The 25828-nt window shown below is 64.2% G+C and carries 29 protein-coding genes; 18 read left to right on the top strand and 11 right to left on the bottom strand.

Going from position 1 to position 25828, the window contains the following annotated elements:
• The first annotated feature begins 2 nt into the window (after window positions 1-2).
• From bamA to AC3QLZ_RS02410, 8 genes are read left to right on the top strand one after another with little or no spacing between them, the layout of a single operon-like run.
• Window positions 3-2297 carry an outer membrane protein assembly factor BamA gene (gene bamA / locus AC3QLZ_RS02445; RefSeq protein ID WP_014237717.1) on the top strand — a complete coding sequence of 765 codons (2295 nt, stop codon included), beginning with the start codon at window positions 3-5 and terminating at the stop codon, window positions 2295-2297.
• Window positions 2298-2312: 15 nt separating this feature from the next.
• Complete coding sequence (locus AC3QLZ_RS02440; protein WP_014237716.1) at window positions 2313-2834, top strand: OmpH/Skp family outer membrane protein; 522 nt, start codon at window positions 2313-2315, stop codon at window positions 2832-2834.
• A 21-nt stretch (window positions 2835-2855) separates the two neighbouring features.
• On the top strand, window positions 2856-3842 hold the full coding sequence (gene lpxD / locus AC3QLZ_RS02435; protein WP_014237715.1) for a UDP-3-O-(3-hydroxymyristoyl)glucosamine N-acyltransferase: 987 nt from the start codon (window positions 2856-2858) through the stop codon (window positions 3840-3842).
• 5 nt (window positions 3843-3847) lie between these two features.
• Window positions 3848-4285: a 3-hydroxyacyl-ACP dehydratase FabZ gene (fabZ, locus tag AC3QLZ_RS02430; RefSeq protein WP_014237714.1), complete on the top strand. Its 438-nt coding sequence runs from the start codon at window positions 3848-3850 to the stop codon at window positions 4283-4285.
• Between the two features lie 4 nt (window positions 4286-4289).
• Window positions 4290-5060, top strand: coding sequence for an acyl-ACP--UDP-N-acetylglucosamine O-acyltransferase (gene lpxA / locus AC3QLZ_RS02425; protein WP_014237713.1), 771 nt, complete (start codon window positions 4290-4292; stop codon window positions 5058-5060).
• A 4-nt stretch (window positions 5061-5064) separates the two neighbouring features.
• Window positions 5065-6252 carry a lipid-A-disaccharide synthase gene (gene lpxB, locus AC3QLZ_RS02420; protein ID WP_014237712.1) on the top strand — a complete coding sequence of 396 codons (1188 nt, stop codon included), beginning with the start codon at window positions 5065-5067 and terminating at the stop codon, window positions 6250-6252.
• Window positions 6233-6829, top strand: coding sequence for a ribonuclease HII (gene rnhB, locus AC3QLZ_RS02415; RefSeq protein WP_014237711.1), 597 nt, complete (start codon window positions 6233-6235; stop codon window positions 6827-6829). The genes lpxB and rnhB overlap by 20 nt, the downstream gene beginning before the upstream one ends.
• A 3-nt stretch (window positions 6830-6832) precedes the next feature.
• Complete coding sequence (locus AC3QLZ_RS02410; protein WP_014237710.1) at window positions 6833-7609, top strand: TrmH family RNA methyltransferase; 777 nt, start codon at window positions 6833-6835, stop codon at window positions 7607-7609.
• A gap of 117 nt (window positions 7610-7726) precedes the next feature.
• Here AC3QLZ_RS02410 and ppsR read toward each other — a convergent pair whose 3' ends face one another.
• Window positions 7727-8569, bottom strand: coding sequence for a posphoenolpyruvate synthetase regulatory kinase/phosphorylase PpsR (gene ppsR, locus AC3QLZ_RS02405; protein WP_014237709.1), 843 nt, complete (start codon window positions 8567-8569; stop codon window positions 7727-7729).
• An 85-nt stretch (window positions 8570-8654) separates the two neighbouring features.
• Here ppsR and ppsA point away from each other — a divergent pair, with 85 nt between their 5' ends.
• A complete protein-coding gene (gene ppsA / locus AC3QLZ_RS02400; RefSeq protein ID WP_014237708.1) occupies window positions 8655-11030 on the top strand; it encodes a phosphoenolpyruvate synthase in 2376 nt (791 codons plus the stop codon).
• 199 nt (window positions 11031-11229) lie between these two features.
• Here ppsA and AC3QLZ_RS02395 read toward each other — a convergent pair whose 3' ends face one another.
• Both AC3QLZ_RS02395 and smpB read right to left on the bottom strand, forming a co-directional pair.
• Complete coding sequence (locus AC3QLZ_RS02395; protein WP_014237707.1) at window positions 11230-11850, bottom strand: trimeric intracellular cation channel family protein; 621 nt, start codon at window positions 11848-11850, stop codon at window positions 11230-11232.
• Entirely contained in the window at window positions 11850-12296 is a 447-nt protein-coding gene (gene smpB / locus AC3QLZ_RS02390; RefSeq protein WP_014237706.1) for an SsrA-binding protein SmpB, read from the bottom strand. Before smpB ends, AC3QLZ_RS02395 begins: the two co-directional genes overlap by 1 nt.
• A 60-nt stretch (window positions 12297-12356) precedes the next feature.
• On the opposite strand from smpB, the gene AC3QLZ_RS02385 reads away from it, so the two are divergent.
• Complete coding sequence (locus tag AC3QLZ_RS02385) at window positions 12357-12788, top strand: type II toxin-antitoxin system RatA family toxin (RefSeq protein ID WP_014237705.1); 432 nt, start codon at window positions 12357-12359, stop codon at window positions 12786-12788.
• Window positions 12781-13104 carry an RnfH family protein gene (locus AC3QLZ_RS02380; RefSeq protein ID WP_014237704.1) on the top strand — a complete coding sequence of 108 codons (324 nt, stop codon included), beginning with the start codon at window positions 12781-12783 and terminating at the stop codon, window positions 13102-13104. The genes AC3QLZ_RS02385 and AC3QLZ_RS02380 overlap by 8 nt, the downstream gene beginning before the upstream one ends.
• 50 nt (window positions 13105-13154) lie before the next feature.
• Here AC3QLZ_RS02380 and AC3QLZ_RS02375 read toward each other — a convergent pair whose 3' ends face one another.
• Window positions 13155-13649 carry a DUF4124 domain-containing protein gene (locus tag AC3QLZ_RS02375; protein ID WP_157870641.1) on the bottom strand — a complete coding sequence of 165 codons (495 nt, stop codon included), beginning with the start codon at window positions 13647-13649 and terminating at the stop codon, window positions 13155-13157.
• A 67-nt stretch (window positions 13650-13716) separates the two neighbouring features.
• Between AC3QLZ_RS02375 and guaB the strand changes: the two genes are divergently transcribed.
• Window positions 13717-15177, top strand: coding sequence for an IMP dehydrogenase (guaB, locus tag AC3QLZ_RS02370; RefSeq protein WP_014237702.1), 1461 nt, complete (start codon window positions 13717-13719; stop codon window positions 15175-15177).
• A 97-nt stretch (window positions 15178-15274) separates the two neighbouring features.
• Window positions 15275-16909, top strand: coding sequence for a glutamine-hydrolyzing GMP synthase (guaA, locus tag AC3QLZ_RS02365; RefSeq protein ID WP_014237701.1), 1635 nt, complete (start codon window positions 15275-15277; stop codon window positions 16907-16909).
• 89 nt (window positions 16910-16998) lie between these two features.
• Here guaA and AC3QLZ_RS02360 read toward each other — a convergent pair whose 3' ends face one another.
• Window positions 16999-17703, bottom strand: a complete 705-nt coding sequence (locus AC3QLZ_RS02360; protein ID WP_157870640.1) for an ankyrin repeat domain-containing protein — start codon at window positions 17701-17703, stop codon at window positions 16999-17001.
• A gap of 157 nt (window positions 17704-17860) precedes the next feature.
• Here AC3QLZ_RS02360 and AC3QLZ_RS02355 point away from each other — a divergent pair, with 157 nt between their 5' ends.
• Window positions 17861-19807: a PhoX family protein gene (locus tag AC3QLZ_RS02355; RefSeq protein WP_014237699.1), complete on the top strand. Its 1947-nt coding sequence runs from the start codon at window positions 17861-17863 to the stop codon at window positions 19805-19807.
• Here AC3QLZ_RS02355 and AC3QLZ_RS02350 read toward each other — a convergent pair.
• Together AC3QLZ_RS02350 and AC3QLZ_RS02345 are read right to left on the bottom strand one after the other, a co-directional pair.
• A complete protein-coding gene (locus AC3QLZ_RS02350; protein WP_014237698.1) occupies window positions 19804-20337 on the bottom strand; it encodes a GNAT family N-acetyltransferase in 534 nt (177 codons plus the stop codon). The genes AC3QLZ_RS02355 and AC3QLZ_RS02350 overlap by 4 nt on opposite strands.
• A gap of 12 nt (window positions 20338-20349) precedes the next feature.
• The gene (locus tag AC3QLZ_RS02345; protein ID WP_014237697.1) at window positions 20350-20793 is read right to left on the bottom strand and encodes a winged helix-turn-helix transcriptional regulator; all 444 of its coding nucleotides are present in this window, start codon (window positions 20791-20793) and stop codon (window positions 20350-20352) included.
• Window positions 20794-20937: 144 nt separating this feature from the next.
• Here AC3QLZ_RS02345 and AC3QLZ_RS02340 point away from each other — a divergent pair, with 144 nt between their 5' ends.
• Together AC3QLZ_RS02340 and AC3QLZ_RS02335 are read left to right on the top strand one after the other, a co-directional pair.
• Window positions 20938-21792 (top strand): SDR family oxidoreductase, encoded by an 855-nt coding sequence (locus tag AC3QLZ_RS02340; RefSeq protein WP_014237696.1) that lies wholly within the window; start codon window positions 20938-20940, stop codon window positions 21790-21792.
• A gap of 106 nt (window positions 21793-21898) precedes the next feature.
• Entirely contained in the window at window positions 21899-22219 is a 321-nt protein-coding gene (locus tag AC3QLZ_RS02335; protein WP_014237695.1) for a hypothetical protein, read from the top strand.
• A gap of 7 nt (window positions 22220-22226) precedes the next feature.
• On the opposite strand, the gene AC3QLZ_RS02330 is transcribed toward AC3QLZ_RS02335, so the two are convergent.
• Together AC3QLZ_RS02330 and AC3QLZ_RS02325 are read right to left on the bottom strand one after the other, a co-directional pair.
• On the bottom strand, window positions 22227-22370 hold the full coding sequence (locus AC3QLZ_RS02330; protein ID WP_202945971.1) for a hypothetical protein: 144 nt from the start codon (window positions 22368-22370) through the stop codon (window positions 22227-22229).
• A 63-nt stretch (window positions 22371-22433) separates the two neighbouring features.
• A complete protein-coding gene (locus AC3QLZ_RS02325; RefSeq protein ID WP_014237693.1) occupies window positions 22434-23333 on the bottom strand; it encodes a class I SAM-dependent methyltransferase in 900 nt (299 codons plus the stop codon).
• 139 nt (window positions 23334-23472) lie between these two features.
• On the opposite strand from AC3QLZ_RS02325, the gene tadA reads away from it, so the two are divergent.
• A complete protein-coding gene (gene tadA / locus AC3QLZ_RS02320) occupies window positions 23473-23934 on the top strand; it encodes a tRNA adenosine(34) deaminase TadA (protein ID WP_014237692.1) in 462 nt (153 codons plus the stop codon).
• Window positions 23931-24413 carry a L,D-transpeptidase gene (locus tag AC3QLZ_RS02315; protein WP_014237691.1) on the top strand — a complete coding sequence of 161 codons (483 nt, stop codon included), beginning with the start codon at window positions 23931-23933 and terminating at the stop codon, window positions 24411-24413. The genes tadA and AC3QLZ_RS02315 overlap by 4 nt, the downstream gene beginning before the upstream one ends.
• A gap of 114 nt (window positions 24414-24527) precedes the next feature.
• Here AC3QLZ_RS02315 and AC3QLZ_RS02310 read toward each other — a convergent pair whose 3' ends face one another.
• Together AC3QLZ_RS02310 and AC3QLZ_RS02305 are read right to left on the bottom strand one after the other, a co-directional pair.
• A complete protein-coding gene (locus AC3QLZ_RS02310; protein ID WP_014237690.1) occupies window positions 24528-24731 on the bottom strand; it encodes a cold-shock protein in 204 nt (67 codons plus the stop codon).
• A gap of 329 nt (window positions 24732-25060) precedes the next feature.
• Entirely contained in the window at window positions 25061-25810 is a 750-nt protein-coding gene (locus AC3QLZ_RS02305) for an NRDE family protein (protein WP_014237689.1), read from the bottom strand.
• Between the last annotated feature and the right edge of the window lie 18 nt (window positions 25811-25828).

Raw genomic sequence — 25828 nt, 5'->3', positions numbered from 1 at the left:
ATATGAACAAAAACCTGTTGGCAGGGGTTGTTGCGGCGCTTTTCGCTTCTGCGGCCCAAGCCTTCGACCCGTTTGTGGTCAAAGATATCCGTGTTGAAGGTATTCAGCGTACCGAAGCCGGTACCGTATTCAGCTACCTGCCGGTCCGCGTTGGCGACACCCTGAATGACGAGCGTGCCGCCCAGGCCATCAAGGCCCTGTTCGCCACCGGCTTTTTCAAGGATGTGCGCATCGAGGTTGATGGCGATGTCATGGTCCTGGTGCTGGAAGAGCGCCCGGCCATCTCCCAGATCGATTTTGTCGGCCTCAAGGAGTTCGACAAGGACCAATTGAAGAAGGGCCTGAAGGACGTCGGTCTGGCCGAGTCCCGCATCTTCGACCGGGCGCTGCTGGACAAGGCGGAGCAGGAGTTGAAGCGCCAGTATCTCTCCCGTGGCAAATACGCGGTGGAGATCAAGACCACGGTAACGCCTCTGGAGCGGAACCGGGTTGCCATCAACTTCACCATTGACGAAGGCGATGCGGCCAAGATCAAGCAGATCAACATCGTCGGCAACCAGGCCTTCAAGGAAAAGGAACTGCTGGAACTCTTCCAGTTGCAGACGCCTGGCTGGCTGACCTGGTATACCAAGAACGATCAGTATTCCAAACAGAAGCTTTCCGCCGACCTGGAAAGCCTCAAGTCCTATTACCAGAACCGGGGCTATCTGGAATTCAATGTGGAGTCCACCCAGGTTTCCATCAGTCCGGACAAGAAGGACATCTACATCACCATCAGCGTCAATGAGGGGGAACGGTTCATCGTTTCCTCGGTGAAGCTGGCGGGTGACCTGATTGCGCCTGAAGCCGAATTGCGCAAGCTGGTGACCATCAAGCCGGGCGAGATTTTCTCCCGGGAAAAACTGAATGAAACCCAGAAGGCCGTTTCCGACCGTCTGGGTCGCGAAGGTTACGCCTTTGCCAACGTGAACTCCGCACCCGAAGTGGACAAGGAAAAGCGCCAGGTCGCCTTCACCATCTTCGTGGATCCGGGCAAGCGGGTTTACGTGCGCCGTATCAACATCGGCGGCAACACGCGGACCCGGGATGAGGTCATCCGCCAGGAAATGCGCCAGATGGAGGGCGGCTGGTACGATGCCGAAAAGATCCAGCTCTCCAAGCAGCGCGTGGACAAGCTCGGCTACTTCTCCGATGTGACCGTGGAAACACCACCGGTGGCCGGCACCAGCGACCAGGTGGATGTCTCCATGAACGTCACGGAGAAACCCACTGGCAACCTGATGCTGGGTGCCGGCTTCTCCAGTAACGATGGTGTCATCCTGTCCGGCTCCATTGCCCAGCAGAACGTCTTCGGCAGCGGCAAGTCGGTTTCGGTCGGCGTGAATACGGCCAAGTCCCGGGAGACCTATTCGCTCTCCTATACCAATCCCTACTTCACGGTGGACGGTATCAGTCAGGGTTTCGATGTCTATAAGAAAACCTACGATCCCACCAACTCGAGCTACTACGCCAAGAGCTACAAGACCACCTCCATCGGTGGCGGCCTGCGTTGGGGTATTCCCATTGCCGAAAAGGAAACCTTCAGTTTCGGCGTGGCTGTGGATAACACCGATATCACGACGCTCTCCACCAGTCGCCAGATTTACCTGGACCACGTCAAGGAATTCGGTAATTCCAATACCTCGGTCAGTGGTACGGTCGGTTGGTCCCAGGATGGTCGGGACAGTTTGATCTATCCGACCAAGGGCGGTATGACCCGGGTCAGTGCCGAAGTGGCACCGGCTGGCAGTCTCAAGTACTACAAGATGAACCTCCAGCACCAGCGTTTCTTCCCCTTCACCAAGGACCTGGTCCTGATGCTGAATGGGGAGCTTGGTATCGGTAATGGCCTGAACGGCAAGTCCCTGCCGTTCTATCGCAGCTATTACGCTGGCGGCGTGACTTCAGTGCGCGGCTACGATGTGGCCAGCCTCGGCCCCCGTCAGAATGACGAAGCCATCGGCGGTACCAAGCGGGTGGTGATGAATGCCGAACTGTTGTTCCCGATGCCCGGTACTGGTCTGGACAAGTCCTTGCGTCTGGGCTGGTTCGTGGACGCCGGCCAGGTCTTTGGTCCCAAGGACGACAACGGGGATTACTCCAAGTTTGCCTTGGGCGACCTGCGTTATTCCACGGGTCTGGCCGTGGCGTGGGCTTCGCCCATGGGGCCGCTCAAGTTCAGCGTGGCTCAGCCGCTGAACGACAAGGAAGGCGACAAGACCCAGCGCTTCCAGTTCACCATGGGTACTACTTTTTAATCAGGAGAGACTGGTTTGAAATACAAAATGCTTAATGTCGGTGCCGCCGCTGTCCTGTCTGCATTTCTGGCTGTGCCCGCTTTTGCCAATGAAGCGAACAAGATCGGTTACGTGAATACCCAGCGGGTGTTCCGCGATGCCCCCGCTGCCGTCAAGGCCCAGAAGAAGCTGGATGCCGAGTTTTCCCGCCGGGACCAGGACCTCCAGGTCGTTGCCAAGAAACTGCAGACCCTGCAGGAAAGTCTGGAAAAGAACGGCGTCACCATGTCCGAGAGCGAGCGCCGCAACAAGGAGCGCGAGCTGAACGATCTGAACCGCGACTTCCAGCGCCGTCAGCGTGAGTTCCGCGAAGACCTGAACCTGCGCCAGAACGAGGAAATGGCCGCCGTGCTGGAAAAGGCCAACAAGGCCATCAAGCAGATCGCCGAGAACGAGAAGTTCGACCTGATCCTGCAGGATGTGGTCTGGGTCAGCCCCAAGCTGGACATCACCGACAAGGTGATCAAGGCCCTGTCCGACGACAAGGCCGGCAAGTAAGCCGATTTGCCAGGGGGTCGCGTGACGGGGGAGGGGATTCGTCTCGACGAAATCGTCGCCCGTCTGGGAGGCTCCCTGCTGGGTGACGGTGCCGTCCAGATTTGCGGGGTGGGCACCCTGGCCGGGGCCGGCGAGGGGCAGATCAGCTTCCTCTCCAACCCCAAGTATCGCAGCCAGCTGGCGAGCACCCGGGCGGCCGCAGTCATCGTGCCGCCGGCCATGCAGGACGGCACGGACCGGCCCCGCATCGTTGCCGCCAATTCCTACACTTATTACGCCCGGGTAGCCCAGCTGCTCTATCCGGCTCGTCAGCCAAAAACGCCGGTGCATCCGAGCGTGGTGCTGGGGCAGGATGTGCAATTGGGCGAGGGTGTGGTGATCCATGCCGGCTGCGTCATCGGCGACGGCGCCAGTATCGGCGACGGTTCGGTGCTGCATCCCAATGTCACCGTGTATGCCGGTTGCCGCATCGGCAAGCGGGCCCTGATCCATGCCGGTGCAGTGATCGGTGCCGACGGCTTCGGTTTCGCCAAGGATGGCGAGGCCTGGCTGAAGATTCCCCAGGTGGGGCGCGTCATCATCGGCGACGATGTGGAAATCGGCGCCAACACCACCATCGACCGGGGCGCTATCGAGGACACCGTGATCGGCGACGGCGTCAAGCTCGACAACCAGATCCAGGTCGGCCACAACGTGGTGATCGGCGACCACGCGGCCATGGCCGGCTGCGTCGGCATCGCCGGCAGCGCCCGCATCGGCAGGCGCTGTACCGTCGGTGGCGGTGCCATCATCCTGGGCCACCTGGAGCTGGGGGACGATGTGCATGTCTCTTCCGGCACCCTGGTGGCCAAGAGCCTGAAACAGCCCGGTCAATACACCGGAGCCTTCCCCGTGGAGCGCCACGAGGGCTGGCTGAAGAATGCGGCCCATCTGCGCCATCTGTCGAAACTGGCGGACCGGGTCCATGAACTTGAAAAAAAACTTAGTGAGCTGGAGAAAAAATCTTGACCAATATGGATATTCACCAAATTCTCGAATACCTGCCCCACCGTTATCCCATCCTGCTGGTGGACCGGGTGCTCGAATGCGAGCCGGGCAAGAGTATCCATGCCATCAAGAACGTGACCATCAACGAGCCCTTCTTCAACGGCCACTTCCCGCACCATCCGGTCATGCCCGGCGTGTTGATCCTGGAAGCCCTGGCCCAGGCCGCTGCCATCCTGTCTTTCAAGACCATGGGCTCCAAGCCTGACGACAAGTCCGTCTATTACTTTGCCGGCATCGACGGCGCCCGTTTCAAGAAGCCGGTGAGCCCGGGCGACCAGCTCAATCTGCATGTGGAGATCATCGCCAGCAAGCGCGGCATCTGGAAGTTCAAGGCCGAAGCCCGGGTCGATGGTCAGCTGGCCACCGAAGCCGAACTGATGTGCACCGTCCGCTCCATCGAGTAAGCCCATGATCCATCAGACGGCCATCGTCCATCCCGGAGCCAGGCTCGGAGCGAACGTCTCCGTCGGCGCCTATTCCATCATCGGCGAGCATGTGCAGATCGGTGACAACACCGAGATCGGTCCCCATGTGGTGATCGAAGGCCATACCACGATCGGTCGGGACAACCGGATTTTCCAGTTCTGCTCCATCGGTGCCGAACCCCAGGACAAGAAGTACGCCGGCGAACCGACCCGTCTGGAAATCGGCGACCGCAACGTCATCCGGGAATTCTGCACCTTCAACCTGGGCACCATCCAGGACGGCGGCGTCACCCGTCTGGGCAACGACAACTGGATCATGGCCTACGTGCACCTGGCCCACGACTGCCAGGTGGGCAACCACACCATTTTCGCCAACAATGCCCAGCTGGCCGGCCACTGCCATGTGGACGACCACGCCATCCTCGGCGGCTTCACCGTGGTGCACCAGTTCGTGCGCATCGGCGCCCATTCCATGACCGGCATGGGCACCATCCTGTTCCAGGACCTGCCGCCCTACGTCACCGCTGCCGGCAATACGGCCTCGCCCTACGGCATCAACAGCGAGGGCCTGAAGCGCCGCGGTTTCTCCTCCGAGGCGGTGATGGCCCTGAAGCGGGCCTACCGGGCCATCTACAAGTCCGGCCTGACCCTGGAAGAAGCCAAGGCCAAGCTGGAGGCTGATCTGGCCAAGCATCCCGAATACCAGCTGTTGCTCGATTTCCTCGCCGTGTCCAAGCGCGGCATCGTTCGGTGAGGCCATGGCGGGCAACGGAATCCGTATCGCCATGGTGGCGGGGGAAGCCTCGGGCGACCTCCTGGCCAGCCATCTGATCAAGGCGCTCAAGCAGCACCTGCCGGACGCCACCTTCTACGGCATCGGCGGCCCCAAGATGTCGGCCCAGGGCTTCGATGCCTGGTGGCCCCTGGAAAAGCTGGCGGTGCGCGGCTATGTGGAAGTGCTCAAGCACTACCGGGAAATCACCGGCATCCGCCGCCAGCTGAAAAAGCGCCTGCTGGAGGAAAAGCCCGATGTCTTCATCGGCGTGGACGCGCCGGATTTCAATCTGGATCTGGAGCGGGGCCTGAAGAACAAGGGCATTCCCGCCATCCACTACGTCAGCCCCTCCATCTGGGCCTGGCGCGGCAAGCGCATCCACAAGATCGCCCGTTCCGTCTCCCGCATGCTCTGCCTGTTCCCCTTCGAGCCGGCCCTGTACGAGGCCAAGGGCGTGCCGGTGGACTACGTGGGCCATCCGGTGGCCGACATGGTGCCCCTGGAGATCAACCGCCAGTCGGCCCGGGAAAAGCTGAACCTGCCCCTGGAGGCGCCGATCTTCGCCTTCCTCCCCGGCAGCCGCCAGTCCGAGCTGGAGTACATGGCGGACACCTTCATCGAGACGGCCAAGCGCATTTACGCCCGCATGCCCAAGGCCCTGTTTCTGGTGCCCCTGGCCACCCGGGAAACCCGCCTGCTGTTCGAGACCGCCATCTACCGCCATCAGGCCCTGGATGTGCCGTTCACCCTGCTCTTCGGCCATTCCCACGATGCCATGGCGGCCGCCGACACGGTGCTGGTGGCCAGCGGCACCGCCACCCTGGAAGCGGCGCTGCTCAAGCGTCCCATGGCCATCGCCTACCGCATGGCGCCTTTCTCCTGGCGCCTCATGAAGCGAATGAAGTACCAGCCCTGGGTGGGCCTGCCCAACATCCTGGCCGGTCAGTTCGTGGTGCCCGAATTCCTGCAGGACGATGCGACGCCGGACAATCTGGCCCAGGCCCTGCTCAACCTGCAGACCGACAAGCTGCTGCGTAGCCGCATCGAGGACGAATTCACCCGCATCCACCTGCAGCTGCGCCAGAACACGGCGGAGAAGGCGGCGGCGGCCATCCTTTCCGTGCTCGGGCGCCGTCCCGTGCGGGCCGACGATGTCCCTGCAGCTGTTTGACGACCTGGTCTGCGGCATCGACGAAGCCGGCCGCGGCCCCCTGGCGGGCAGCGTGGTGGCGGCGGCGGTGATCCTGGACCCGGCCCGGCCTATCGCCGGCCTCAACGACTCGAAAAAGCTGAGCGCGGCGAAGCGCGAGGCCCTGGCCCCGGAAATCCGGGAAAAGGCCCTGGCCTGGTGTGTGGCAGAAGCCTCCGTGGCCGAGATCGACCGTCTTAACATCCTCCACGCCACCATGCTGGCCATGCAGCGGGCCGTGGCCGGCCTTGCCGTGGCGCCCCTGCGGGCCCTGGTGGACGGCAACCGCTGCCCCAAGCTGGCGGTGCCGGCTGAGGCGGTGGTCAAGGGCGACGGCAAGGTGGCCTGCATTGCCGCCGCCTCCATTCTGGCCAAGACGTTCCGGGACGGGGCCATGCTCGACCTGCACCGGCAATACCCCGAATACGGCTTCGACCGCCACATGGGCTACCCAACGGCGGACCATCTGGAGCGCCTGCGGCAGCATGGGCCGAGCCCCATCCACCGGCGCTCCTTCGGCCCGGTGAAGCTGCTGCTGGCCCAGGCCGAGCTGTTCTGAACCATGCGCTTCGTCGAATCCCCCGACAATCCCGCCTACCGCCAGTTGCGGCGCCTCTGCCAGTCCGGCCGGGAGCGGCGCAAGACCGGCTTTTCCGTGCTCGACGGCATGCATCTGCTGACGGCCTACGAGGAACGCTTCCAGAAGGTACGGGAGCTGTTCGTCAGCGAGGCGGCCCGGGACAAGCCCGAAATCGCCGCCTACCTGGCCGCCTCCGCCGGCATCAAGCAGACGGTGCTGAGCGAGCGCCTGTTCGAAGACCTGGGGCTGGTGGATACGCCCACCGGCATCGTCGGCCTCATCAATACCCCGGTGCCCGCCGCCGGCCCCGACGCCCAGGGCGATGCGGTGCTGCTGGACGGCGTGCAGGACCCGGGCAACCTGGGCTCCATCCTGCGCAGCGCCGCCGCCGCCGGTTTCCGCCAGGTGCTGCTGAGCGCGGATTGCGCCCAGGCCTGGGCACCCAAGACCCTGCGGGCGGGGCAGGGCGCCCATTTCCAGACGGTCATCCATGAGAACCAGGACCTCTGCGCCTTCCTGGCCGGCTATGGCGGCAAGGCCGCCGTTACCTGCCTGGGGGCCCAGGGCGACCTCTTCGATGCGGACCTGCGCGGCCCGGTGGCCTGGGTCTTCGGTTCCGAAGGGCAGGGCGTGCGGCCCGCCGTGCTGGCCCTGACCAATGCGCCCCTGGCCATTCCCATGCCGGGGGGCAGCGAATCCCTCAACGTGGCTGCTGCCGCCGCCATCTGCCTGTTCGAGACGGTGCGCCAGCGGCGCTGAGCCGCAGCAGCGAGATCAGTACCTTAAAGCGGCCCGGCCTGAAATGCAGCAGGGGCGCCATTCTTCCCGGCCTATGGCTGGAGAATGGCGCCCCTGCTGCCTTGTAGGGCGACGGGGTTAGAAGCTCAGCCGTTCCAGCTTCACTTCCTGCATGATGGTGGTGGAGATTTCCTCGATGGACTTGGTGGACGAATCTAGCCAGCGGATGTCGTGCTGGCGCATCATTTTTTCCGCCTCCTTGACCTCGTAGCGGCAGTTTTCCAGGGAGGCGTACTTGCTGTTGGGGCGCCGCTCGCTGCGGATCTGATTGAGGCGCTCGGGCTGGATGGTGAGGCCGAACAGCTTCTCCCGGTGCTTGACCAGGCTGTCGGGCATTTTCATGCGCTCGAAGTCTTCCGGAATGAGGGGGAAGTTGGCGGCCTTGACCCCGAACTGCATGGCCAGGTAGAGGCTGGTGGGCGTCTTGCCGCAGCGGGAGACGCCGACGAGAATGACATCGGCCTGCTCCAGCCCCTGGTTGGTGACGCCGTCGTCGTGGGACAGGGTGTAGTTGATGGCCTCGATGCGTTGCTTGTAGTCGTTGGTGTCGATGGAGCCGTGGGTGCGGCCAATGGTGTGGGTGGACTTGACGCCCAGCTCCGCCTCCAGGGGCACGATGAAGGTGTCGAAGAAATTGAGGCAGAGGACGTTGGCCTCGCTCAGGATGCGGTTCAGGTCCCGGTCGATGAGGGTGGAGAAGACGATGGGCCGGGCGCCGTCCAGGATGGTCGCCTCCTTCAGTCGCTCCAGGCATTCCCGGGCCTTGTCCGTGGAATTGACGAAGGGAATCCGCACCATCTTCAGGCGCACACCCTCGAATTGGGTGAGCAGGCTGTGTCCCAGGGTTTCAGCGGTGATGCCCGTGCCATCGGAGATGAAGAAGATGGTGCGGGAGGGGAGATGGGACGGCGCTTGAGTCATGGATTTCCCTAATCGGCGGGTCAAGTGTTGTGGAAGGCGCTAAAATAGCGGTTTCCCGATTTTGAAACAATCTTCAGAGGACTTCATGAGCGATTATGTAATCGGTTTCGACCAGCTGCGCATGACAGATGTGGACCGTGTCGGCGGCAAGAACGCCTCTCTCGGCGAAATGATCAGCCAGCTGGCCAATACCGGTGTGCGGGTTCCCGGCGGTTTCGCCACCACGGCCCATGCCTATCGGGAGTTCCTGGCCCATGAAGGCCTGGCCGCCCGCATCGAGGCTGAACTCTCCAACCTGGACGTGGACAACGTCAATGCCCTGCTGGCTGCCGGTGCCAAGATCCGCCAGTGGATCATCGACACCCCGTTCCCGGCCCAGCTGCAGAACGAGATCAAGGCCCACTACGACGCCCTGATCGCCGATTCCACCGCCGACGCCTCCTTCGCCGTGCGCTCCTCCGCCACCGCCGAGGACCTGCCCGACGCTTCCTTCGCCGGCCAGCAGGAAACCTTCCTCAACATCCACGGCTTCGACAACATCCTTCACGCCATGAAGGAAGTGTTCGCCTCCCTCTATAACGACCGCGCCATCTCCTACCGCGTGCACAAGGGCTTCACCCACGCCGAGGTAGCCCTGTCCGCCGGCGTGCAGCGCATGGTGCGTTCCGACAAGGGTGCCGCCGGCGTGATGTTCACCCTGGATACCGAATCCGGCTTCCGCGACGCCGTCTTCGTCACCGCCTCCTATGGCCTGGGCGAGACCGTGGTGCAGGGCGCCGTGAACCCGGACGAGTTCTACGTGCACAAGCCCATGCTGGCCGCCGGCAAGAAGGCCGTGATCCGCCGCAACCTGGGTTCCAAGCTGATCAAGATGACCTTCTCCGCCGAGAAGGTGGCCGGCAAGTCCACCATCACCGAGGACGTGGCCGAGGCCGAGCGTCACCGTTTCGCCATCAACGATGCCGAAGTGGAAGAGCTGGCCCGCTACGCCATGATCATCGAGAAGCACTACCAGCGTCCCATGGACATCGAGTGGGGCAAGGATGGCGTGGACGGCAAGCTGTACATCCTGCAGGCCCGTCCCGAGACTGTAAAGTCCCAGGAAGGCCACGGCCGCGTCGAGAAGTTCAAGCTCAAGTCCTTCTCCAAGGTGCTGGCCTCCGGCCGCGCCATCGGCCAGAAGATCGGCGTCGGCCCGGTGCGCGTGGTGCACGATCCTTCCGAGATGGACCAGGTCAAGCCCGGCGACGTGCTGGTGGCCGACATGACCGATCCCAACTGGGAGCCGGTGATGAAGCGGGCTTCCGCCATCGTCACCAACCGTGGCGGCCGTACCTGCCACGCCGCCATCATCGCCCGGGAACTGGGCATCCCCGCCATCGTCGGTTGCGGTGACGCCACCGAGACCCTGGCCGAAGGCGAAGTGGTCACCGTCTCCTGCACCGAAGGCGACACCGGCCACGTCTATCGCGGCAAGCTGGACTTCGAGGTCACTTCCCGCGATCTGGGCGCCATGCCCGAGATCAAGACCAAGATCATGATGAACGTGGGCAACCCGGAGCTGGCCTTCGAGTTCTCCCAGCTGCCCAGCGCCGGCGTCGGCCTGGCCCGGGTCGAGTTCGTCATCAACAACGTCATCGGCATCCACCCCAAGGCCATCCTGGAAATCGACCGTCTGCCCGCCTCCAAGCGGGAAGAGATCCTGCGTCGCGCCCGGGGTTACGCCAATCCGGTGGAATTCTTCGTCGAGAAGCTGGCCGAGGGTGTGTCCACCATCGCCGCCGCCTTCTGGCCCAAGCCCGTCATCGTGCGTCTCTCCGACTTCAAGTCCAACGAGTACCGCAAGCTGCTGGGCGGCGACCTCTACGAGCCCGAGGAAGAAAACCCCATGCTGGGCTTCCGCGGTGCCTCCCGCTACATCGCCAGCACCTTCCGCGACTGTTTCGAGATGGAATGCCGGGCCATGAAGAAGGTCCGCGAAGAAATGGGCCTGACCAACGTGGAACTGATGGTGCCCTTCGTGCGCACCGTCGATGAAGGCAAGGGCGTGGTCAGCCTGCTGGCCGAACATGGCCTCAAGCAGGGTGAGAACAATCTCAAGCTGATCATGATGTGCGAGATTCCCTCCAACGCCCTGCTGGCCGACCAGTTCCTGGAAGTGTTCGACGGCTTCTCCATCGGCTCCAACGACCTGACCCAGCTGACCCTGGGCCTGGATCGTGACTCCGGTCTGGTGGCTTCCCTCTTCGACGAGCGGGACCCGGCGGTGAAGACCCTGCTGGCCATGGCCATCGCCTCCGCCAACAAGAAGGGCAAGTACGTCGGTATTTGCGGCCAGGGCCCCTCCGACCATCCGGATCTGGCCGAGTGGCTGATGGACCAGGGCATCTCCTCCATCTCCCTCAACCCGGATACGGTGGTGGACACCTGGACCCGCCTGGGCGCCCACAAGGCCGGCTAAACGAAAAGGGAGCCCCGTCTCCCTGACGACTGCGGAAAAGGCGCCGAGTGCACAACTCGGCGCCTTTTTTCTTGGCATGCCCCGGGAGGTAGAAGGCATGCGGTTTTCCGGATCGGGTGCCTGGAGAGGCGCATCCGTGCTGGCTTGTGGGGGAGATGCTGGGGCGGGACCGAAAATGGCCAGCCACCGCGGCCGGCGGCTAGGTCCGGGCCTTGAAGGTAGGCAGGGAAATCTTGAAGACGATGGCGGCCCAGCGCAGGCCAAAGATCAGCGCCGCCGCCAGCCAGGCGGCCCAGACCGGGGAAACGCCGAGGGCCTGCAGGCCGATCAGCAGCAGGCAGCCGGCCAGGGCGGCCGAGGCGTAGAGTTCGCCGGGAAGGAAGATCAGGGGCACCTGGTTGCAGAAGATGTCCCGCAGTACGCCGCCGAACACCCCGGTGATGACGCCCATGAGGCTGGCCACCAGCCAGGGCGCATGCCAGTGCAGGGCGGCCTGGGTGCCGAGGACGGCGAACAGGGCCAGGGCCAGGGCATCCGGATAGAGGAAAAGGCGAGGGGAGATGGGGCGCCGGCGGACGATGAAAAAGGTGAGAATGCCGGTGGCGAAGGCGGTGATCAGATAGGTCTGGTCCACCACCCAGAAGACATTGCGGTCCAGCAGCAGGTCCCGCACCGTGCCGCCGCCCAGGCCCGTGGCCACCGCCACCATGACCGTGCCGACCAGGTCCATGCCCTTGCGTTCGGCTTCAAAGACGCCGGTGGCGGCACCAACCGCCACGGCCACCAGGCCGACCCAGTAGAGCAGATCGGCCAGCAGCATCAGACCTTGACCCGCATCAGGCGCTGCTTTTCCCGGTCCCAGTCGCGCTGCTTCTCGGTTTCCCGCTTGTCGTGCATCTTCTTGCCCTTGGCCAGGCCCACTTCCACCTTCACCCGGCCCCGGGTGTAGTGCAGGTCCAGGGGGACGAGGGTGAAGCCGGCCCGTTCCACCTTGCCGATGAGCTTGTCGATCTGCTCCCGGTGCAAGAGCAGCTTGCGGGTGCGGGTGGCTTCGGGATGGACGTGGGTGGAGGCGGTGTAGAGGGGCGTCAAATGCATGCCCAGCAGCCAGATTTCGCCGTTCTTGATGACGACGTAGGATTCCTTGAGATTCACCCGTCCGGCACGAATGGCCTTCACTTCCCACCCTTCGAGGGCGAGACCGGCTTCGATCTTCTCCTCGACGAAGTAGTCGTGAAAGGCTTTCTTGTTGGTGGTGATGCTCATTGGGCCGGGCTTTCCGCTAAAATGCGCCATTCTACAAGGATTCCGAGAAAAAGGCCGCCCATGGCCCTGGTGGAAAAATCAGTATTGATCGAGTTTTCGGCCCAGCAGATGTTCGATCTGGTGGACCGGGTGGAGGACTATCCCCAGTTCCTGCCCTGGTGCAGCTCCACGGAACTGAAGTTCCGCGACGGGCAGAAGACGGCGGCGACCCTGCATATCAACTATCACAGCGTCAAAAGCCACTTCACCACCGAGAATGAGAAGGAAATTCCCCTGTGGATGAACATCCGCCTGGTGGATGGTCCCTTCCGCCGCCTCGAGGGGCGCTGGGTATTCAAGCCTCTGGCGGAAAAGGCCTGCAAGATCGAATTCACCCTGAGCTACGAGTTTTCCAGCAAGCTCTTTGAAAAGGTGATCGGTCCCGTCTTCAATCACATTGCCAATACGTTCGTCGAAGCCTTCGTCAAACGTGCGGCCCAGATTTATGGCTGAAAAAATCAACGTCGAAGTCGTCTACGCCCAGCAGCGCAAGCAGGACCTGGTGTCCGTCAAGCTGGAGGAGGGCGCCACCGTGCGCCAGGCCATCGAGGCCTCGGGCCTGCTGGAGAAATATCCGGAAATCGACCTGGCCAAGAACAAGCTGGGCATCTTCGCCAAGCTGGCCAAGGCCGACGGGGTGCTGCGGGACAAGGACCGGGTGGAAATCTACCGCCCCCTCATCGCCGACCCGAAGGAGGTGCGCAAGCAGCGGGCCGCCGAAGGCAAGGTGATGAAGAAGGGAGCCGGGGACGAAGGCTCCGGCGAATGAAAAAGGCGGCTTGAAGCCGCCTTTTTTATCGAATCAGATCTGCTGCAGCGCTATTTGCACCATTCATTGACCGCTTGCTGTGCCTTGGCTGCTTCCGCAGCCCGCTGGCTGTCGTCGAGAATTTCCCGTTCGCCGGCGTCGTTGCGGCGGGCGATGCGCTCTCCGGACTGATAAAGCGCCAGATTGCGGCGGGCTGCATCGCAGTTGTCCTTGCGCTTCTTCTGCTGGGCAGCCTCCTCTTCAGCCTCTTTCGCCTTGTCCTGCCGGATTTTCTGCTGCTGGCGGAATTCCATTTCCTTTTCCGCCAGGCTCTTCGGTGGGGGCGTCTGGACACTGCCGGCAGGAGGCGTATCAATCACCCGTTTCTGCTGCACCTTGCCCACGGGAGGCTTGTCGGACATGACGGTGCGGCCGTTTTCGTCCTTCCAGGTATAAATTTGTGCCAGTGCCGAAGTGGCTGCGAAAAGTAGGGATATGGCAGCGATTCGGGCAATATGGGGACGGTTGCCGGAGGATGTCGCAGGCCGGAATGGGAAGATGGGCATGCCTAGGCTCTTTTCCGAGGGTAATCCAGTCCCGTATAATACGTTTTTGAGACTCCGGATCAAAGCCATGCGTGTAATCCAGAAGGCCTTGACGTTCGACGACGTCCTGCTTGTCCCCGCCCATTCCAACATCCTGCCTCGCGACGTCAGCCTGGCCACCCGCCTGACCCGCAACATCTCCCTGAATCTGCCCCTGGTGTCCGCCGCCATGGACACCGTGACCGAAGCCCGCCTGGCCATCGCCATCGCCCAGGAAGGCGGCATCGGCATTGTGCACAAGAACCTCTCGGCCAAGGCCCAGGCCGCCGAAGTTTCCAAGGTCAAGCGCCACGAAGCCGGCATCCTCAAGGATCCCATCACCATCACCCCCAGCATGACCATCGGTGAAGTGGTGGCCCTGACCCGCCAGCACAAGATTTCCGGCCTGCCGGTCTTGGAAGGCAAGAAGGTGGTGGGTATCGTCACCAACCGGGACCTGCGGTTTGAAGGCAAGCTGGATCAGCCGGTGACCAAGATCATGACCCCCAAGGAGCGCCTGGTCACGGTCAAGGAAGGTGCCAGCATCGAAGAGGCCAAGGAACTGATCCGCGAGCATCGCATCGAGCGCGTGCTGGTGGTCAATGACGACTTCGAACTGAAGGGCCTGATCACCGTCAAGGACATCCTCAAGACCTCCGAGCACCCCCTGGCCAACAAGGACGAAGCCGGTCGCCTGCGCGTTGGCGCCGCCATCGGCGTCGGTGCCGGCACCGAGGAGCGGGCAGAACTGCTGGCCGCCGCCGGTGTGGACGTGCTGATCGTGGACACCGCCCACGGTCATTCCCAGGGTGTGCTGGACCGGGTCAAGTGGGTCAAGCAGAACTTCCCCCATGTGGAAGTGATCGGCGGCAACATCGCCACCGCCGCCGCCGCCCGTGCCCTGGTCGATCACGGCGCTGACGGCGTCAAGGTCGGCATCGGCCCCGGCTCCATCTGCACCACCCGTATCGTGGCCGGCGTCGGCGTGCCCCAGATCACCGCCATCACCAATGTGGCCGAAGCGCTCAAGGGCACCGGCGTGCCCATGATCGCCGACGGCGGCATCCGCTTCTCCGGCGATATCTCCAAGGCCATTGCCGCCGGCGCCAACTGCGTCATGCTGGGCGGCCTGTTTGCCGGTACCGAAGAGGCCCCGGGCGAAGTGGAACTGTTCCAGGGCCGCTCCTACAAGTCCTATCGGGGCATGGGCTCCCTGGGCGCCATGCAGGCCGGCTCCTCCGACCGCTACTTCCAGGACAACACCGCCAACGTGGACAAGCTGGTGCCGGAAGGCGTCGAAGGCCGGGTTCCCTACAAGGGTTCCGTGCTGGCCGTGATCCACCAGCTGATGGGCGGCCTGCGCGCCTCCATGGGCTATGTGGGCTGCGCCACCATCGACCAGATGCGGGAGACCGCCGAGTTTGTCGAGATCACCGCTGCCGGCGTCCGGGAATCCCACGTCCACGACGTGCAGATCACCAAGGAAGCGCCCAACTACCACCAGGACTGATCCTCCGGGACCAAGCAAGGGCGGCCAGTTCCAACTAGGCCGCCCTTTTTCATAGCATCGGCTTCATCGCCCCTATTGCCCACATAGCAGACCCATCATGGCCCACCAGAAAATCCTCATTCTCGACTTCGGTTCCCAGGTCACCCAGCTCATCGCCCGCCGGGTGCGGGAGGCCAAGGTTTTCTGCGAAATCCACCCCTACGACGTGTCGGAAGAGTTCATCCGCAACTACGGCGCCAAGGGCATCATCCTCTCCGGTGGCCCCAGCTCCGTGACCGAGGGCGATACCCCCCGGGCCCCCAAGGTGGTGTTCGAACTGGGCATCCCCGTGCTGGGCATCTGCTACGGCATGCAGACCATGGCCCAGCAGCTGGGCGGCACCGTGATGACCGCCGAAGCCGCCGGCAAGGCCCGGGAATTCGGCTATTCCGAAGTCCGCGCCCACGGCCATACCGCCCTGCTGAAGGACATCGCCGACTTCACCACCCCCGAAGGCCACGGCATGCTCAAGGTGTGGATGAGTCACGGCGATTCCGTCATGGAACTGCCGCCGGGCTTCAAGCTCATGGCTTCCACCCCTTCCTGTCCCATCGCCGGCATGGCCGACGAGGAACGCAAGTTCTACGCCGTCCAGTTCCATCCGGAAGTGACCCACACCGTGAAGGGCCGGGCCATCCTGGAAAGCTTTGTGCACGGCATCTGCGGTTGCGGCACCGACTGGGTCATGGGCGACTACATTGCCGAGGCTGTGGCAGCCATTCGCGCCCAAGTGGGCAGTGAAGAAGTCATCCTGGGCCTCTCCGGCGGCGTCGATTCCAGCGTGGCCGCCGCCCTGATCCACAAGGCCATCGGCGACCAGCTCACCTGCGTCTTCGTGGACCACGGCCTGCTGCGCCTCAACGAAGGCGACATGGTGATGGACATGTTCGCCCGCAACCTGGGCGTCAAGGTCATCCGCGTCGATGCGGTGGACGACTTCATGGGCAAGCTGGCCGGCGTTTCCGACCCGGAACAGAAGCGCAAGATCATCGGCAAGGAATTCGTGGAGGTCTTCCAGGCCGAATCGAAAAAGCTCTCCGCCGCCAAGTGGCTGGCCCAGGGCACCATCTACCCGGACGTGATCGAATCCGCCGGCAAGGGCAAGAAGGGCGCCCACACCATCAAGAGCCACCACAACGTGGGCGGCCTGCCGGAAGACATGCACCTCAAGCTGCTGGAGCCCCTGCGCGAGCTGTTCAAGGACGAGGTGCGGGAACTGGGCGTGGCCCTGGGGCTGCCCCGGGAGATGGTCTACCGCCATCCCTTCCCCGGTCCCGGCCTGGGCGTGCGCATCCTGGGCGAGGTGAAGCAGGAGTACGCCAAGCTGCTGCAGCGGGCCGACGCCATTTTCATCGACGAACTGCGCGCCACCCTGGCCACCGAGCGGGACGTGGCCGCCGGCGCCTGCACCGAGGCCGATATCGGCAAGAGCTGGTACGACCTGACCAGCCAGGCCTTCGCCGTCTTCCTGCCGGTGAAGAGCGTGGGCGTCATGGGCGACGGCCGCACCTACGAAAACGTGGTGGCCCTGCGCGCCGTGGTCACCAGCGACTTCATGACCGCCCACTGGGCCCATCTGCCCTACGAGCTGCTGGGCAAGGTCTCCAACCGCATCATCAACGAAGTCCGCGGCCTCAACCGGGTGGTGTACGACGTCTCCGGCAAACCGCCCGCCACCATCGAGTGGGAGTGAGTGTGCCGTTCTGCCGATAGATATCAGGCAGCCTGGCCCAATAAAAAACCGGACGCGAAGTCCGGTTTTTTTATTCCGAGTCCTGGGGATCAGGTCCGGATGAAGCTCGAATCCGGGTTGAGGCGCGGCATTTCGTCGTCCTGCCGATCCTTCAAGGTCTCCCGCAGGGCACTCACAACTTCGGCATGGCCGTGCTGCTGCGCCAGCATCAGGGCGGTCTGGCCGTCACCGGCCGCCTGGGTCGGATTGGCGCCGGCCTGGAGCAGGGCCTGTACCAGGGGCAGGTGGCCGTTCATGGCGGCCATCGCCAGGGGCAGACGACCCTGTTCGTCCATCTGGTTGGGATCGATCTCCATGGCCAGGACGCGGCGGGCCAGGGACAGGTTGTTCCGTTCTACCGCGCCGCACAGGGCTCGGGTGCCTTCGCTGCTTTTCACCTTGGGCTTGGGCTCCAGGCCGCTCGGCACCAGGCGGGTGACCTGATTCACCAGGGAACCGGCCACCATGAAGCCGAGGGCGATGAGCAGGGGCATGCGCGATACGCCCAGGCCATCGGCCCACTGGTCCGGCAGGTTGGCGCCGACCACCAGCAGGGCGTAGAGCAGGAAAAAGGTGAAGCGGACGTAAAGGAAGAGGGCCAGCAGCACCATCAGGCCGAGGACGGCCACCAGGTAGTTGGTGTTGAGATGCAGGGCCTGGCTCAGGTCGTGGGGCAGGTTGGCCAGCACGGCCAGCAGCAGGACCAGGCCAACGAGCATCCATTCGCGGCGACGGCGGGCTTCAAATTGATCCATGGCGATCACTTGTGTGAAATATTTCACAAAATTGTCCGGCATTATTCTTCCCCCTGCAAGTCTTGCCTGAGCCGTTGGCACCCCCAACCCCTTTCCACCTGTCATGGTTCTGTCACATGGGGCGCGAACAATGGCTCGTTTTCGCCACGAGGCTCCCATGAAAGACTTCGACGACGCCTGTTGCAGCAATGCCAGTCCCAATCCCCATCTTCTCGATCTGACCAGTCCAGGCCGCCGCCAGATGCTGGCCGGCGGCCTGGGAGCCGCTGCCCTGGCCGGCCTGCCCATGCCGGCAGCAGCCGTCAGCGCGGCTTCCGATGCCGGGCGGGCGGCCAAGGTGCCCATTGGTTTCGATCCCATCCCGGTTTCCCAGCTGGATCAGGTACGGGTGCCGGCCGGTTACCGGGCCGAACTGCTCTATGCCTGGGGCGACCCGGTGTCCGACGGCCCCGCCTATCGGGCCGATGGGGGCAACAGTGCCGCCGAGCAGCGCCTGCAGTCCGGCAGCCACCACGACGGCATGCATTTCTTCCCCTTCGTCGAGGGCAGGAAGCTCTCTTCCACTCACGGCCTGATGTGCATCAACCACGAATATACGGACGACGGTCTGCTCCACGCCGGCGGCATGGCCGACTGGTCTGCCGAGAAGGTGGCCAAGTCCCAGGCGGCCCACGGGGTTTCAGTCATCGAAGTGAAGGAGGAGGGCGGCCGCTGGCAGGTGGTACGGCCTTCCGCCTACGCCCGCCGCATCACGGCCCAGAGCGCCATCACCGTCTCCGGCCCGGCCGCCGGCAGTGCCGGCCTGAAAACCGCCCAGGACCCCCACGGCCGGCTCATTTTCGGCACCCTCAACAACTGCGCCATGGGCCATACGCCCTGGGGTACCTACCTGACCTGCGAAGAGAATTTCAACGGCTACTTCAAGGCCGGCAGGAGCGCCACGCCGGACGAGAAACGCTACGGCATCAACGACAAGACCGCTGGCTATCGCTGGCACGAGTTCGACGAGCGCTTCGACGCCGCCAAGCACCCCAATGAGCCCCACCGTTTCGGCTGGGTGGTGGAAATCGATCCGTGGAACCCCATGCAGCCGCCGGTCAAGCGCACCGCCCTGGGCCGCATCAAGCACGAGGGCGCCACCGTGACCCTGGCGGCGGATGGCCGGGTGGTGGTCTACATGGGCGACGACGAGCGCTTCGAGTACATCTACAAGTATGTCTCCAGGGGCATCTACCAGCCCGGCGACCGGGCTGCCAACGCCAGCCTGCTGGACGAAGGCACCCTGTACGTGGCCAAGTTCGGCGAGGAGGGTAAGGGGCGCTGGGTGGCCCTGGAACACGGCAAGAACGGCCTTACGGCGGAAAACGGCTTTGCCGACCAGGCCCAGGTGCTGATCCGTACCCGCCAGGCCGCCGACCAGGTGAGCGCCACCAAAATGGACCGGCCCGAGTGGATCGCCGTCCATCCCAAGAGCGGCGAGGTCTATGTTTCCCTCACCAACAACGTCAAGCGCGGTACCAGTGAAGTGCCCGGGCTCAATGCCGCCAATCCCCGGGCCGACAACGTCTTCGGCCACATCGTGCGTTGGCGCGAGACCCCGGCCAAAGGCCGGCACGACGCCGGCAGCCTGGACTTCGAGTGGGACATTTTCCTCCTGGCCGGCGACCCCCAGCATCCGGAGGCTTCCCGCCGCGGCAACATCAAGGGCGATGCCTTCGGCAGCCCGGATGGCCTGTGGTTCGACGCCGCCGGCCGCCTGTGGATCCAGACCGACGTTTCCACCAGCGTCCTCAACCAGGGCGACTACGCCCGCCTGGGCAACAACCAGATGCTCGTGGCCGACGTGGCGACGGGCCAGGTCAAGCGCTTCCTCACCGGGCCCAAGGGCTGCGAGATCACCGGCATCACCAGCACGCCGGACGGGCGGACCCTGTTCGTCAATATCCAGCACCCGGGGGAGCCGGCCAGCGAGCGTTCCGAGCCGGCCAAGGCCACCGCCATTTCCCACTGGCCCCACAGCCAGTTCCCGGAAACGCCGGCCGGCCGGCCCCGTTCCGGCACCGTGGTGATCCGGCGCGAAGACGGTGGCGTGGTGGGGGGCTAGGGCAGCAGCTTGGGAGCCAGGGGGCGGACCAGGTAGGCCGCTCCCGGCCCGTAGGAGGAAAGATCGGGCGCTACCTGCCCGGGAACGAAGCCGTGACGGGCCCAGTAGGGCACGGAGCCCTGGACGGCAATCAGGCTGGCCCACCGCAGGCGGCCATGCCGGAACTCGGCTTTCTGTGCGGCCTTCATGGCATGGGCCGTCATGCGGGCCGCCAGCCCTGCCCCCCGGGCCAGGGGGCTGACGGCCATGTCATGCAGGTGCAGGGTGTCGGCGCCATCCCCTTGGCTACCGCCGCCGTCGCCAAGACAGGGCGGGCGGCCCAGGCGGGCGGGCTGGGTGAAAAGGTAGGCGGCCAGTTCGCCGTCCGCCATCTGCGCCACCCAGCACCAGTCCGGAAAGGCCGCCAGTTTGCCGCGAAAGACGGCTTCGTCCTCATGGAAGAAGGGCGCGTAGGCCCGGGCCTGGAGCGCCAGCACGGCGGGCAGGTCGGCCCCTTGCATGGGGCGCAGGCGGAAGTTGCTGGAGGTCATGGTCGCGAGCCCCTATTTGGGGCGGTTGGCGGACTTGTCCCGCTGCACCGTCTCCCGGGCAGCCAGGATGTCCGCCAGGTTGCCCTCGATCCAGTCCGCCAGGGCCTGGACCCGCGCCCCGGCCTCCCGGCCCAGGCCCGTCAGGCTGTATTCCACATGGGGCGGCACCACCGGGAAGGCCTGGCGCCGCACCAGACCGTCGGCCTCCAGCCATTGCAGGGTCTGGGCCAGCATGCGTTCGCTGACGCCGGCCACCTTGCGCCGCAGGTCGCTGAAGCGGTGGGTGCCCTCCAGCAGGGCCACCAGCACCAGCACGCCCCAGCGGCTGGTGACGTGCTGCAGTACTTCCCGGGAGGGGCAGCGGTCGGAAAAGACGTCGCCCCGGCGCATCAGTTCGGCCAGGGTCGGTGTCTCGGCGGGAGTGGGGGCCGGAACGGCGAGTGGGGAGGAGGGCATGGGTACTTACCTTTGTGTGCGTACTTATTTTTAGTTTGTATGGTTGCTATTCTCCCATTTCCCTTGGCAAAACCCAAGCCCGGGGCGGGAGGCGGCCAGTGGCCAATGCTTTCCGCCTCCAACCAGAGAAGAAGGAGCAATTCCATGATCGTCGTTACCGGCACCACCGGCCAACTGGGCCGCCTGGTCATCCAGTCCCTGCTGCAACGGCAGGTTCCCGCCAGCCGCATCGTCGCCGCCGTGCGCAACCCGGCCAAGGCCGCCGACCTGGCGGCCCAGGGCATCGTCGTGCGCCAGGCCGACTACAGCCAACCGGAAAGCCTGCGTACCGCTTTCGCTGGTGCCGAGAAGGTGCTGCTCATTTCCTCCAGCGAAGTGGGCCAGCGCCTGCCCCAGCACCGCAATGCCATCGAGGCCGCCCAGGCAGCCGGCGTGGGCCTGCTGGCCTACACCAGCCTGCTGCATGCCGATACCTCGCCCCTCGGGCTGGCGGAAGAGCATCGTCAGAGCGAAGCCCTGCTGCGCCAGTCCGGACTGCCCCACGTGATCCTGCGCAACGGCTGGTACACCGAGAACTACCTGGCCAGCGTCGCTCCGGCCCTGCAGCACGGCGCCTACATCGGCGCCGCCGGCGAGGGGCGCATCGCCTCGGCGGCCCGGGCCGACTATGCCGAGGCGGCCGCTGCCGTCCTCACCCAGCCCGATCAGGCCGGCAAGGTCCATGAACTGGCCGGGGACACGGCCTACACCCTGGCCGATCTGGCCGCCGCCATCACCCGCCTGAGCGGCAGGGCCGTGCCCTATGTGAACCTGAGTCAGGCCGATTTCGAGGCCGCCCTGCTCAAGGCCGGCCTGCCGGCGCCCCTGGCGGCCCTGCTGGCCGACTCCGATGCCGCTGCGGCCCGGGGCGCCCTGTTCGACGACCAGCACCAGCTGAGCCGCCTCATCGGCCGTCCCACCACGTCGCTGGAGGCCCTGCTGCCGTCCGTGCTGGGCTGACGACGTCTGCGCCCGTCTCTCCCAGGCCGTCCCGGGGTTACGCCCCGGGGCGGCTTTTTTGCGCCCATCGTCTATAATTTAGATAACGTTATCAAAATTAACTGCCATGGACGACGCCAATCCGGAACAACGCCCCAGCCGGGGACGGCCCCGTAGCCGCTATGCGGAACGCAGTGAGCAGGTGAAGCAGAACATGCGCCTCTACCGGGCCCGCCAGGCGGCAGAACAGGCGGCCCTGGGGCGGGCCCTGGAAGGCTTGCTGCAAGCGGTTTCCAGCGGCGACCTGCAGAGTAGCTTCGCCGCCGGCGCCGCCGTGGCCGGCATCTGGCAGGAAAGCCTGATGCGCTCCCGCTTCCTGGGGGAGGGCAAAAACAAATCGCCGAAGCGCCGGAAAAATCCGGACGGTTCGGCGACTGGGGCGGCGTGAAGCCAGATCAGGCGGCGGGCACGGCAGGCGGGGCGTCGTCGTTGGCGGCGCCTTCGCTGCCCTCAGCCGGCTCCTGATTTTCCGGAGTGTCGTCCGGCAGGCCTTCCTGCTTGCGGCGCAGCTTTTCCTCCTTTTTCCTTTTCTTGGCCAATTCCCTCTGGCGTTTTTCAAACTGAAAATTGGTTTTGGCCAACTGGATTCCTTCGCGGGTCTACTACGTTGATGATTCGGAATGTGCCGTCCGGTCGGGCACAGCGGTGAAGAAGCGGGACTGCATCTCTTCCAGTCCCAGGCTTTGCAGCAGTTCGTTGAGGCGCTCGGCGGGCTTGCGCCGGGGCAGGTTCTTGTAGGTGGCGATGATCAGCTCGTTTTTCATGGAATGCTCCCAGCCCACCAGTTCGGTCACCCGGACCTGGTAGCCGTGGGCCTCCAACTGCAGGCAGCGCAGCACGTTGGTCAGCTGGCTGCCGAATTCCCGGGTGTGGATGGGGTGGCGCCAGATTTCCGTCAGCACCGTCTGGCCCAGGGACTTGCCCTTGTTCTTGTTCAGCACCGCCGCCACTTCCGCTTGGCAGCAGGGCACCAGGACGATGAAACGGGCCTGCTTTTCCAGGGCGAAGCGGATGGCGTCGTCCGTGGCCGTGTTGCACGCATGCAGGGCCGTGACCATGTCCACCCGGGGCGGCAGCAGGGGCGAGGTGATGGAGTCGGCCACCGACAGGTTGTGGAATTCCATGCCGGGAAAGCCCAGCCGTTGGGCCAGTTCCCGGGATTTGCCCACCAGTTCGTCCCGGGTCTCGATGCCGACGATGCGGGCCAGGGGGGCGCCAGACTTGAAGAACAGGTCGTACAGAATGAAGCCCAGGTAGCTCTTGCCGGCGCCGTGGTCCACCAGGGTGAATTCCGGCTTGTCCTGCAGCAGCTCGAGCAGCAGGGGCTCGATGAACTGGTACAGGTGGTAGACCTGCTTCAGCTTGCGCCGGCTGTCCTGGTTCATCTTGCCGTCCCGGGTCAGGATGTGCAGTTCCTTGAGCAGATCGAGGGACTGGCCGGGGCGGATTTCCGGCATGGAGGCGGCGGCAGGGGCGGGCGTGGCTTTGGCTTTTGCAGGCATGGCGAAACGGGAGGCAGCGTGAGGCGAAGGGGCGATTATAGGCGCTGGGCCCGCAGGCCATGAGGTAAACTATGGGCCTGCTTCGATTCGCTGCCGCCTTTTTCCCTTATTTCGCCTCTTTGCCGTCCTTTTTCCGCCCATGACCGACGAATTTTTCATGCGTGAAGCCCTGTCCCAGGCCGTGGCTGCCGGCTGCCTGGGGGAGGTGCCGGTGGGCGCCGTCGTCGTGCGGGAAGGCGTCATCGTCGGCCGGGGTTTCAATTCGCCCATCGGCGACAGCGATCCCACGGCCCACGCCGAAGTGGCGGCCCTGCGGGATGCGGCCCGCAACCTGGGCAATTACCGGCTGCCCGGCTGCGAGCTGTTCGTCACCCTGGAGCCCTGCGCCATGTGTGCCGGCGCCATCATGCATTCCCGCATCGCCCGGGTGGTTTATGGCGCCCGGGACCCCAAGACCGGCGTGCACGCCAGCGTGCTCGACCTGTTCGCGGTGGACCAGCTCAACCACCACACGGAAATCGTCGGCGGCGTCCTGGCCGACGAATGCGGCCAGCTGCTCTCCCGTTTCTTTGCCGAACGGCGCAAGGCGGCCAAGGCATGAAACTGCGCGTCTCCCTCGGGCGCCAGGTCCTGGAACTGCTGGACGATCAGGGCCGGGTGCTGCGCGGCTATCCCGTCTCCACCTCGGCCAGGGGCGCGGGGGAGGAGAGCGGCAGCTTCTGTACCCCCCGGGGCCGCCATTACGTGCGGGCCAAGATCGGCGAGGGCCTGCCGGCCCATGCCGTATTCCGCGGCCGCCGCTTCACCGGCGAAATCTGCACGCCGGAACTGGCTGCCGCCATGCCGGAGCGGGACTGGATTCTCTCCCGCATTCTCTGGCTCTGTGGCCGGGAGCCAGGCTTCAACCGGCTCGGCCCGGTGGATACCATGGCCCGCTACATCTACATCCATGGCACGGCGGACGAGGCCGCCCTGGGCACGCCGGCGTCCCACGGCTGCATCCGCATGGGCAATGCGGACATCGTGGATCTTTTCGAGCGGGTCCCGGCGTTTACGGAAGTGGATATCGTCGAGGATTGAGCTTTTGGGACTGGGGCTGTGCAGATGGAAATTCCAAAAGCGGTGCCACGGCCGGCACCATGAAAAAAGCCCCGCAGTGCGGGGCTTTTTTTACAACCGTTCAGCGAACCTGGATTACAGGGGCTGAATGTTGGTTGCCTGGGGGCCCTTTTGGCCTTGACCGGCGACGAAGTTAACCTTCTGGCCTTCGCTCAGGGACTTGAAGCCGTCAGCCTTGATTTCGGAGAAGTGGGCGAACAGATCGGGGCCGCCATTGTCCGGGGTGATGAAGCCGAAGCCCTTAGCGTCGTTGAACCACTTAACGGTACCAGTTTCCATTTTGTATTCCTTAAAAACAGCTTAAAAAATGAGCAGATGCTCGAGGCGCGCAATAATCAAGGGAGACTACATGGAACAATGGAGTACCACTATGCAGAGGGACAACGATGAACTTGAATCTGGAACTTGAAGATTTAGCCCGATCCGTTATACGCACCCCCCAAGGGGCTGTCAAACGATTCTTGGAAAAATGCCGATTTATTTGATGTCGAGGCACCTCGGCATGGGCAATAGCCATCGTGCCTGCCGATGGCCCGGTGGATGACGCCGCGCCACCAAAGGCCTTCAGCCGGCAGCGGCGGCCCCCTTAACAGGACGCCCGGGTCATCCTAGTCAGCCTGGAAGTGCCGCTGCACTTCGCCGCTGGGGCCGGCGGCGTTGAAACTGCGCTCCGTCAGGCAGACCTCTCCCTGCCGATCCACCGTCAGGACGGTGGAGGCCCGGGTGCCGTATGCCGGTGACTGGACGAAGATGGCGGAGAGCATTCTTTCCCATTCCAGGGAGACGCCCGTATCCGGCAGGTGCTCGTCGGGCCAGCGGGTGGGATCTGCCAGCAGATGGAACAGGGGTTCGGTCTCCGGCAGGGCCTGCAGGGCCTCGCTGAAACGGGCCTTGGCCGCCACCAGCTTGGGCCAGGGGGTTTCCAGGAGATGGTTGGAAAGGCCGTAGATGCCGGGCGGAAGTTCCTGGATGCGGCCCTGCCGGTTGGAGTAGTAACAGAGGCTGTCCCGGTCGGCGAGAAACAGGTTGAAGCCGCCGTAGGCCCCGCCGTCCAGTCCGGAGAGGAAGTCCCGGGGCGAGAGGTCGCCGGCCAGATAGTCCCGGGTCAGGTCGCCCCGGGAGCGCTGGCCTTCGGGAGCCTTGGGATCCCGGTAGTTGGTGACGGCGGCAAAGCGCCGCCGCCGGTCGATGCCGAGCCAGGTGCCGCCGGCCTGCAGGTCCCTTCCGGCCAGGATGCCGGGCTGGTCGCTCCAGAAATCGGCGGCCAGGGTGGGGCGCGCATGGAATTCATCCCGGTTGGCACAAACCGCCAGGGGGTAATCCGGATGGGTCTGCCAGGCGAGGAGGATGAGGCACATGGGAAGGATTTTTGGCCA

The sequence above is a fragment of the Azospira sp. MPR-LB4 genome, assembly GCF_058809525.1.
This window is presented reverse-complemented; position numbering and strand designations above follow the sequence as displayed.

What these genes read in the sequence shown, in the direction of transcription:
- bamA (WP_014237717.1), top strand. Translation starts at nt 3, where the DNA reads ATGAACAAAAACCTGTTGGCAGGGGTTGTTGCGGCGCTTTTCGCTTCT.
- fabZ (WP_014237714.1), top strand. Translation starts at nt 3,848, where the DNA reads ATGGATATTCACCAAATTCTCGAATACCTGCCCCACCGTTATCCCATC.
- lpxA (WP_014237713.1), top strand. Translation starts at nt 4,290, where the DNA reads ATGATCCATCAGACGGCCATCGTCCATCCCGGAGCCAGGCTCGGAGCG.
- lpxB (WP_014237712.1), top strand. Translation starts at nt 5,065, where the DNA reads ATGGCGGGCAACGGAATCCGTATCGCCATGGTGGCGGGGGAAGCCTCG.
- rnhB (WP_014237711.1), top strand. Translation starts at nt 6,233, where the DNA reads ATGTCCCTGCAGCTGTTTGACGACCTGGTCTGCGGCATCGACGAAGCC.
- AC3QLZ_RS02410 (WP_014237710.1), top strand. Translation starts at nt 6,833, where the DNA reads ATGCGCTTCGTCGAATCCCCCGACAATCCCGCCTACCGCCAGTTGCGG.
- ppsR (WP_014237709.1), bottom strand. Translation starts at nt 8,569, where the DNA reads ATGACTCAAGCGCCGTCCCATCTCCCCTCCCGCACCATCTTCTTCATC.
- ppsA (WP_014237708.1), top strand. Translation starts at nt 8,655, where the DNA reads ATGAGCGATTATGTAATCGGTTTCGACCAGCTGCGCATGACAGATGTG.
- AC3QLZ_RS02395 (WP_014237707.1), bottom strand. Translation starts at nt 11,850, where the DNA reads ATGCTGCTGGCCGATCTGCTCTACTGGGTCGGCCTGGTGGCCGTGGCG.
- smpB (WP_014237706.1), bottom strand. Translation starts at nt 12,296, where the DNA reads ATGAGCATCACCACCAACAAGAAAGCCTTTCACGACTACTTCGTCGAG.
- AC3QLZ_RS02385 (WP_014237705.1), top strand. Translation starts at nt 12,357, where the DNA reads ATGGCCCTGGTGGAAAAATCAGTATTGATCGAGTTTTCGGCCCAGCAG.
- AC3QLZ_RS02380 (WP_014237704.1), top strand. Translation starts at nt 12,781, where the DNA reads ATGGCTGAAAAAATCAACGTCGAAGTCGTCTACGCCCAGCAGCGCAAG.
- AC3QLZ_RS02375 (WP_157870641.1), bottom strand. Translation starts at nt 13,649, where the DNA reads ATGCCCATCTTCCCATTCCGGCCTGCGACATCCTCCGGCAACCGTCCC.
- guaB (WP_014237702.1), top strand. Translation starts at nt 13,717, where the DNA reads ATGCGTGTAATCCAGAAGGCCTTGACGTTCGACGACGTCCTGCTTGTC.
- guaA (WP_014237701.1), top strand. Translation starts at nt 15,275, where the DNA reads ATGGCCCACCAGAAAATCCTCATTCTCGACTTCGGTTCCCAGGTCACC.
- AC3QLZ_RS02360 (WP_157870640.1), bottom strand. Translation starts at nt 17,703, where the DNA reads ATGGATCAATTTGAAGCCCGCCGTCGCCGCGAATGGATGCTCGTTGGC.
- AC3QLZ_RS02355 (WP_014237699.1), top strand. Translation starts at nt 17,861, where the DNA reads ATGAAAGACTTCGACGACGCCTGTTGCAGCAATGCCAGTCCCAATCCC.
- AC3QLZ_RS02350 (WP_014237698.1), bottom strand. Translation starts at nt 20,337, where the DNA reads ATGACCTCCAGCAACTTCCGCCTGCGCCCCATGCAAGGGGCCGACCTG.
- AC3QLZ_RS02345 (WP_014237697.1), bottom strand. Translation starts at nt 20,793, where the DNA reads ATGCCCTCCTCCCCACTCGCCGTTCCGGCCCCCACTCCCGCCGAGACA.
- AC3QLZ_RS02340 (WP_014237696.1), top strand. Translation starts at nt 20,938, where the DNA reads ATGATCGTCGTTACCGGCACCACCGGCCAACTGGGCCGCCTGGTCATC.
- AC3QLZ_RS02335 (WP_014237695.1), top strand. Translation starts at nt 21,899, where the DNA reads ATGGACGACGCCAATCCGGAACAACGCCCCAGCCGGGGACGGCCCCGT.
- AC3QLZ_RS02325 (WP_014237693.1), bottom strand. Translation starts at nt 23,333, where the DNA reads ATGCCTGCAAAAGCCAAAGCCACGCCCGCCCCTGCCGCCGCCTCCATG.
- tadA (WP_014237692.1), top strand. Translation starts at nt 23,473, where the DNA reads ATGACCGACGAATTTTTCATGCGTGAAGCCCTGTCCCAGGCCGTGGCT.
- AC3QLZ_RS02315 (WP_014237691.1), top strand. Translation starts at nt 23,931, where the DNA reads ATGAAACTGCGCGTCTCCCTCGGGCGCCAGGTCCTGGAACTGCTGGAC.
- AC3QLZ_RS02310 (WP_014237690.1), bottom strand. Translation starts at nt 24,731, where the DNA reads ATGGAAACTGGTACCGTTAAGTGGTTCAACGACGCTAAGGGCTTCGGC.
- AC3QLZ_RS02305 (WP_014237689.1), bottom strand. Translation starts at nt 25,810, where the DNA reads ATGTGCCTCATCCTCCTCGCCTGGCAGACCCATCCGGATTACCCCCTG.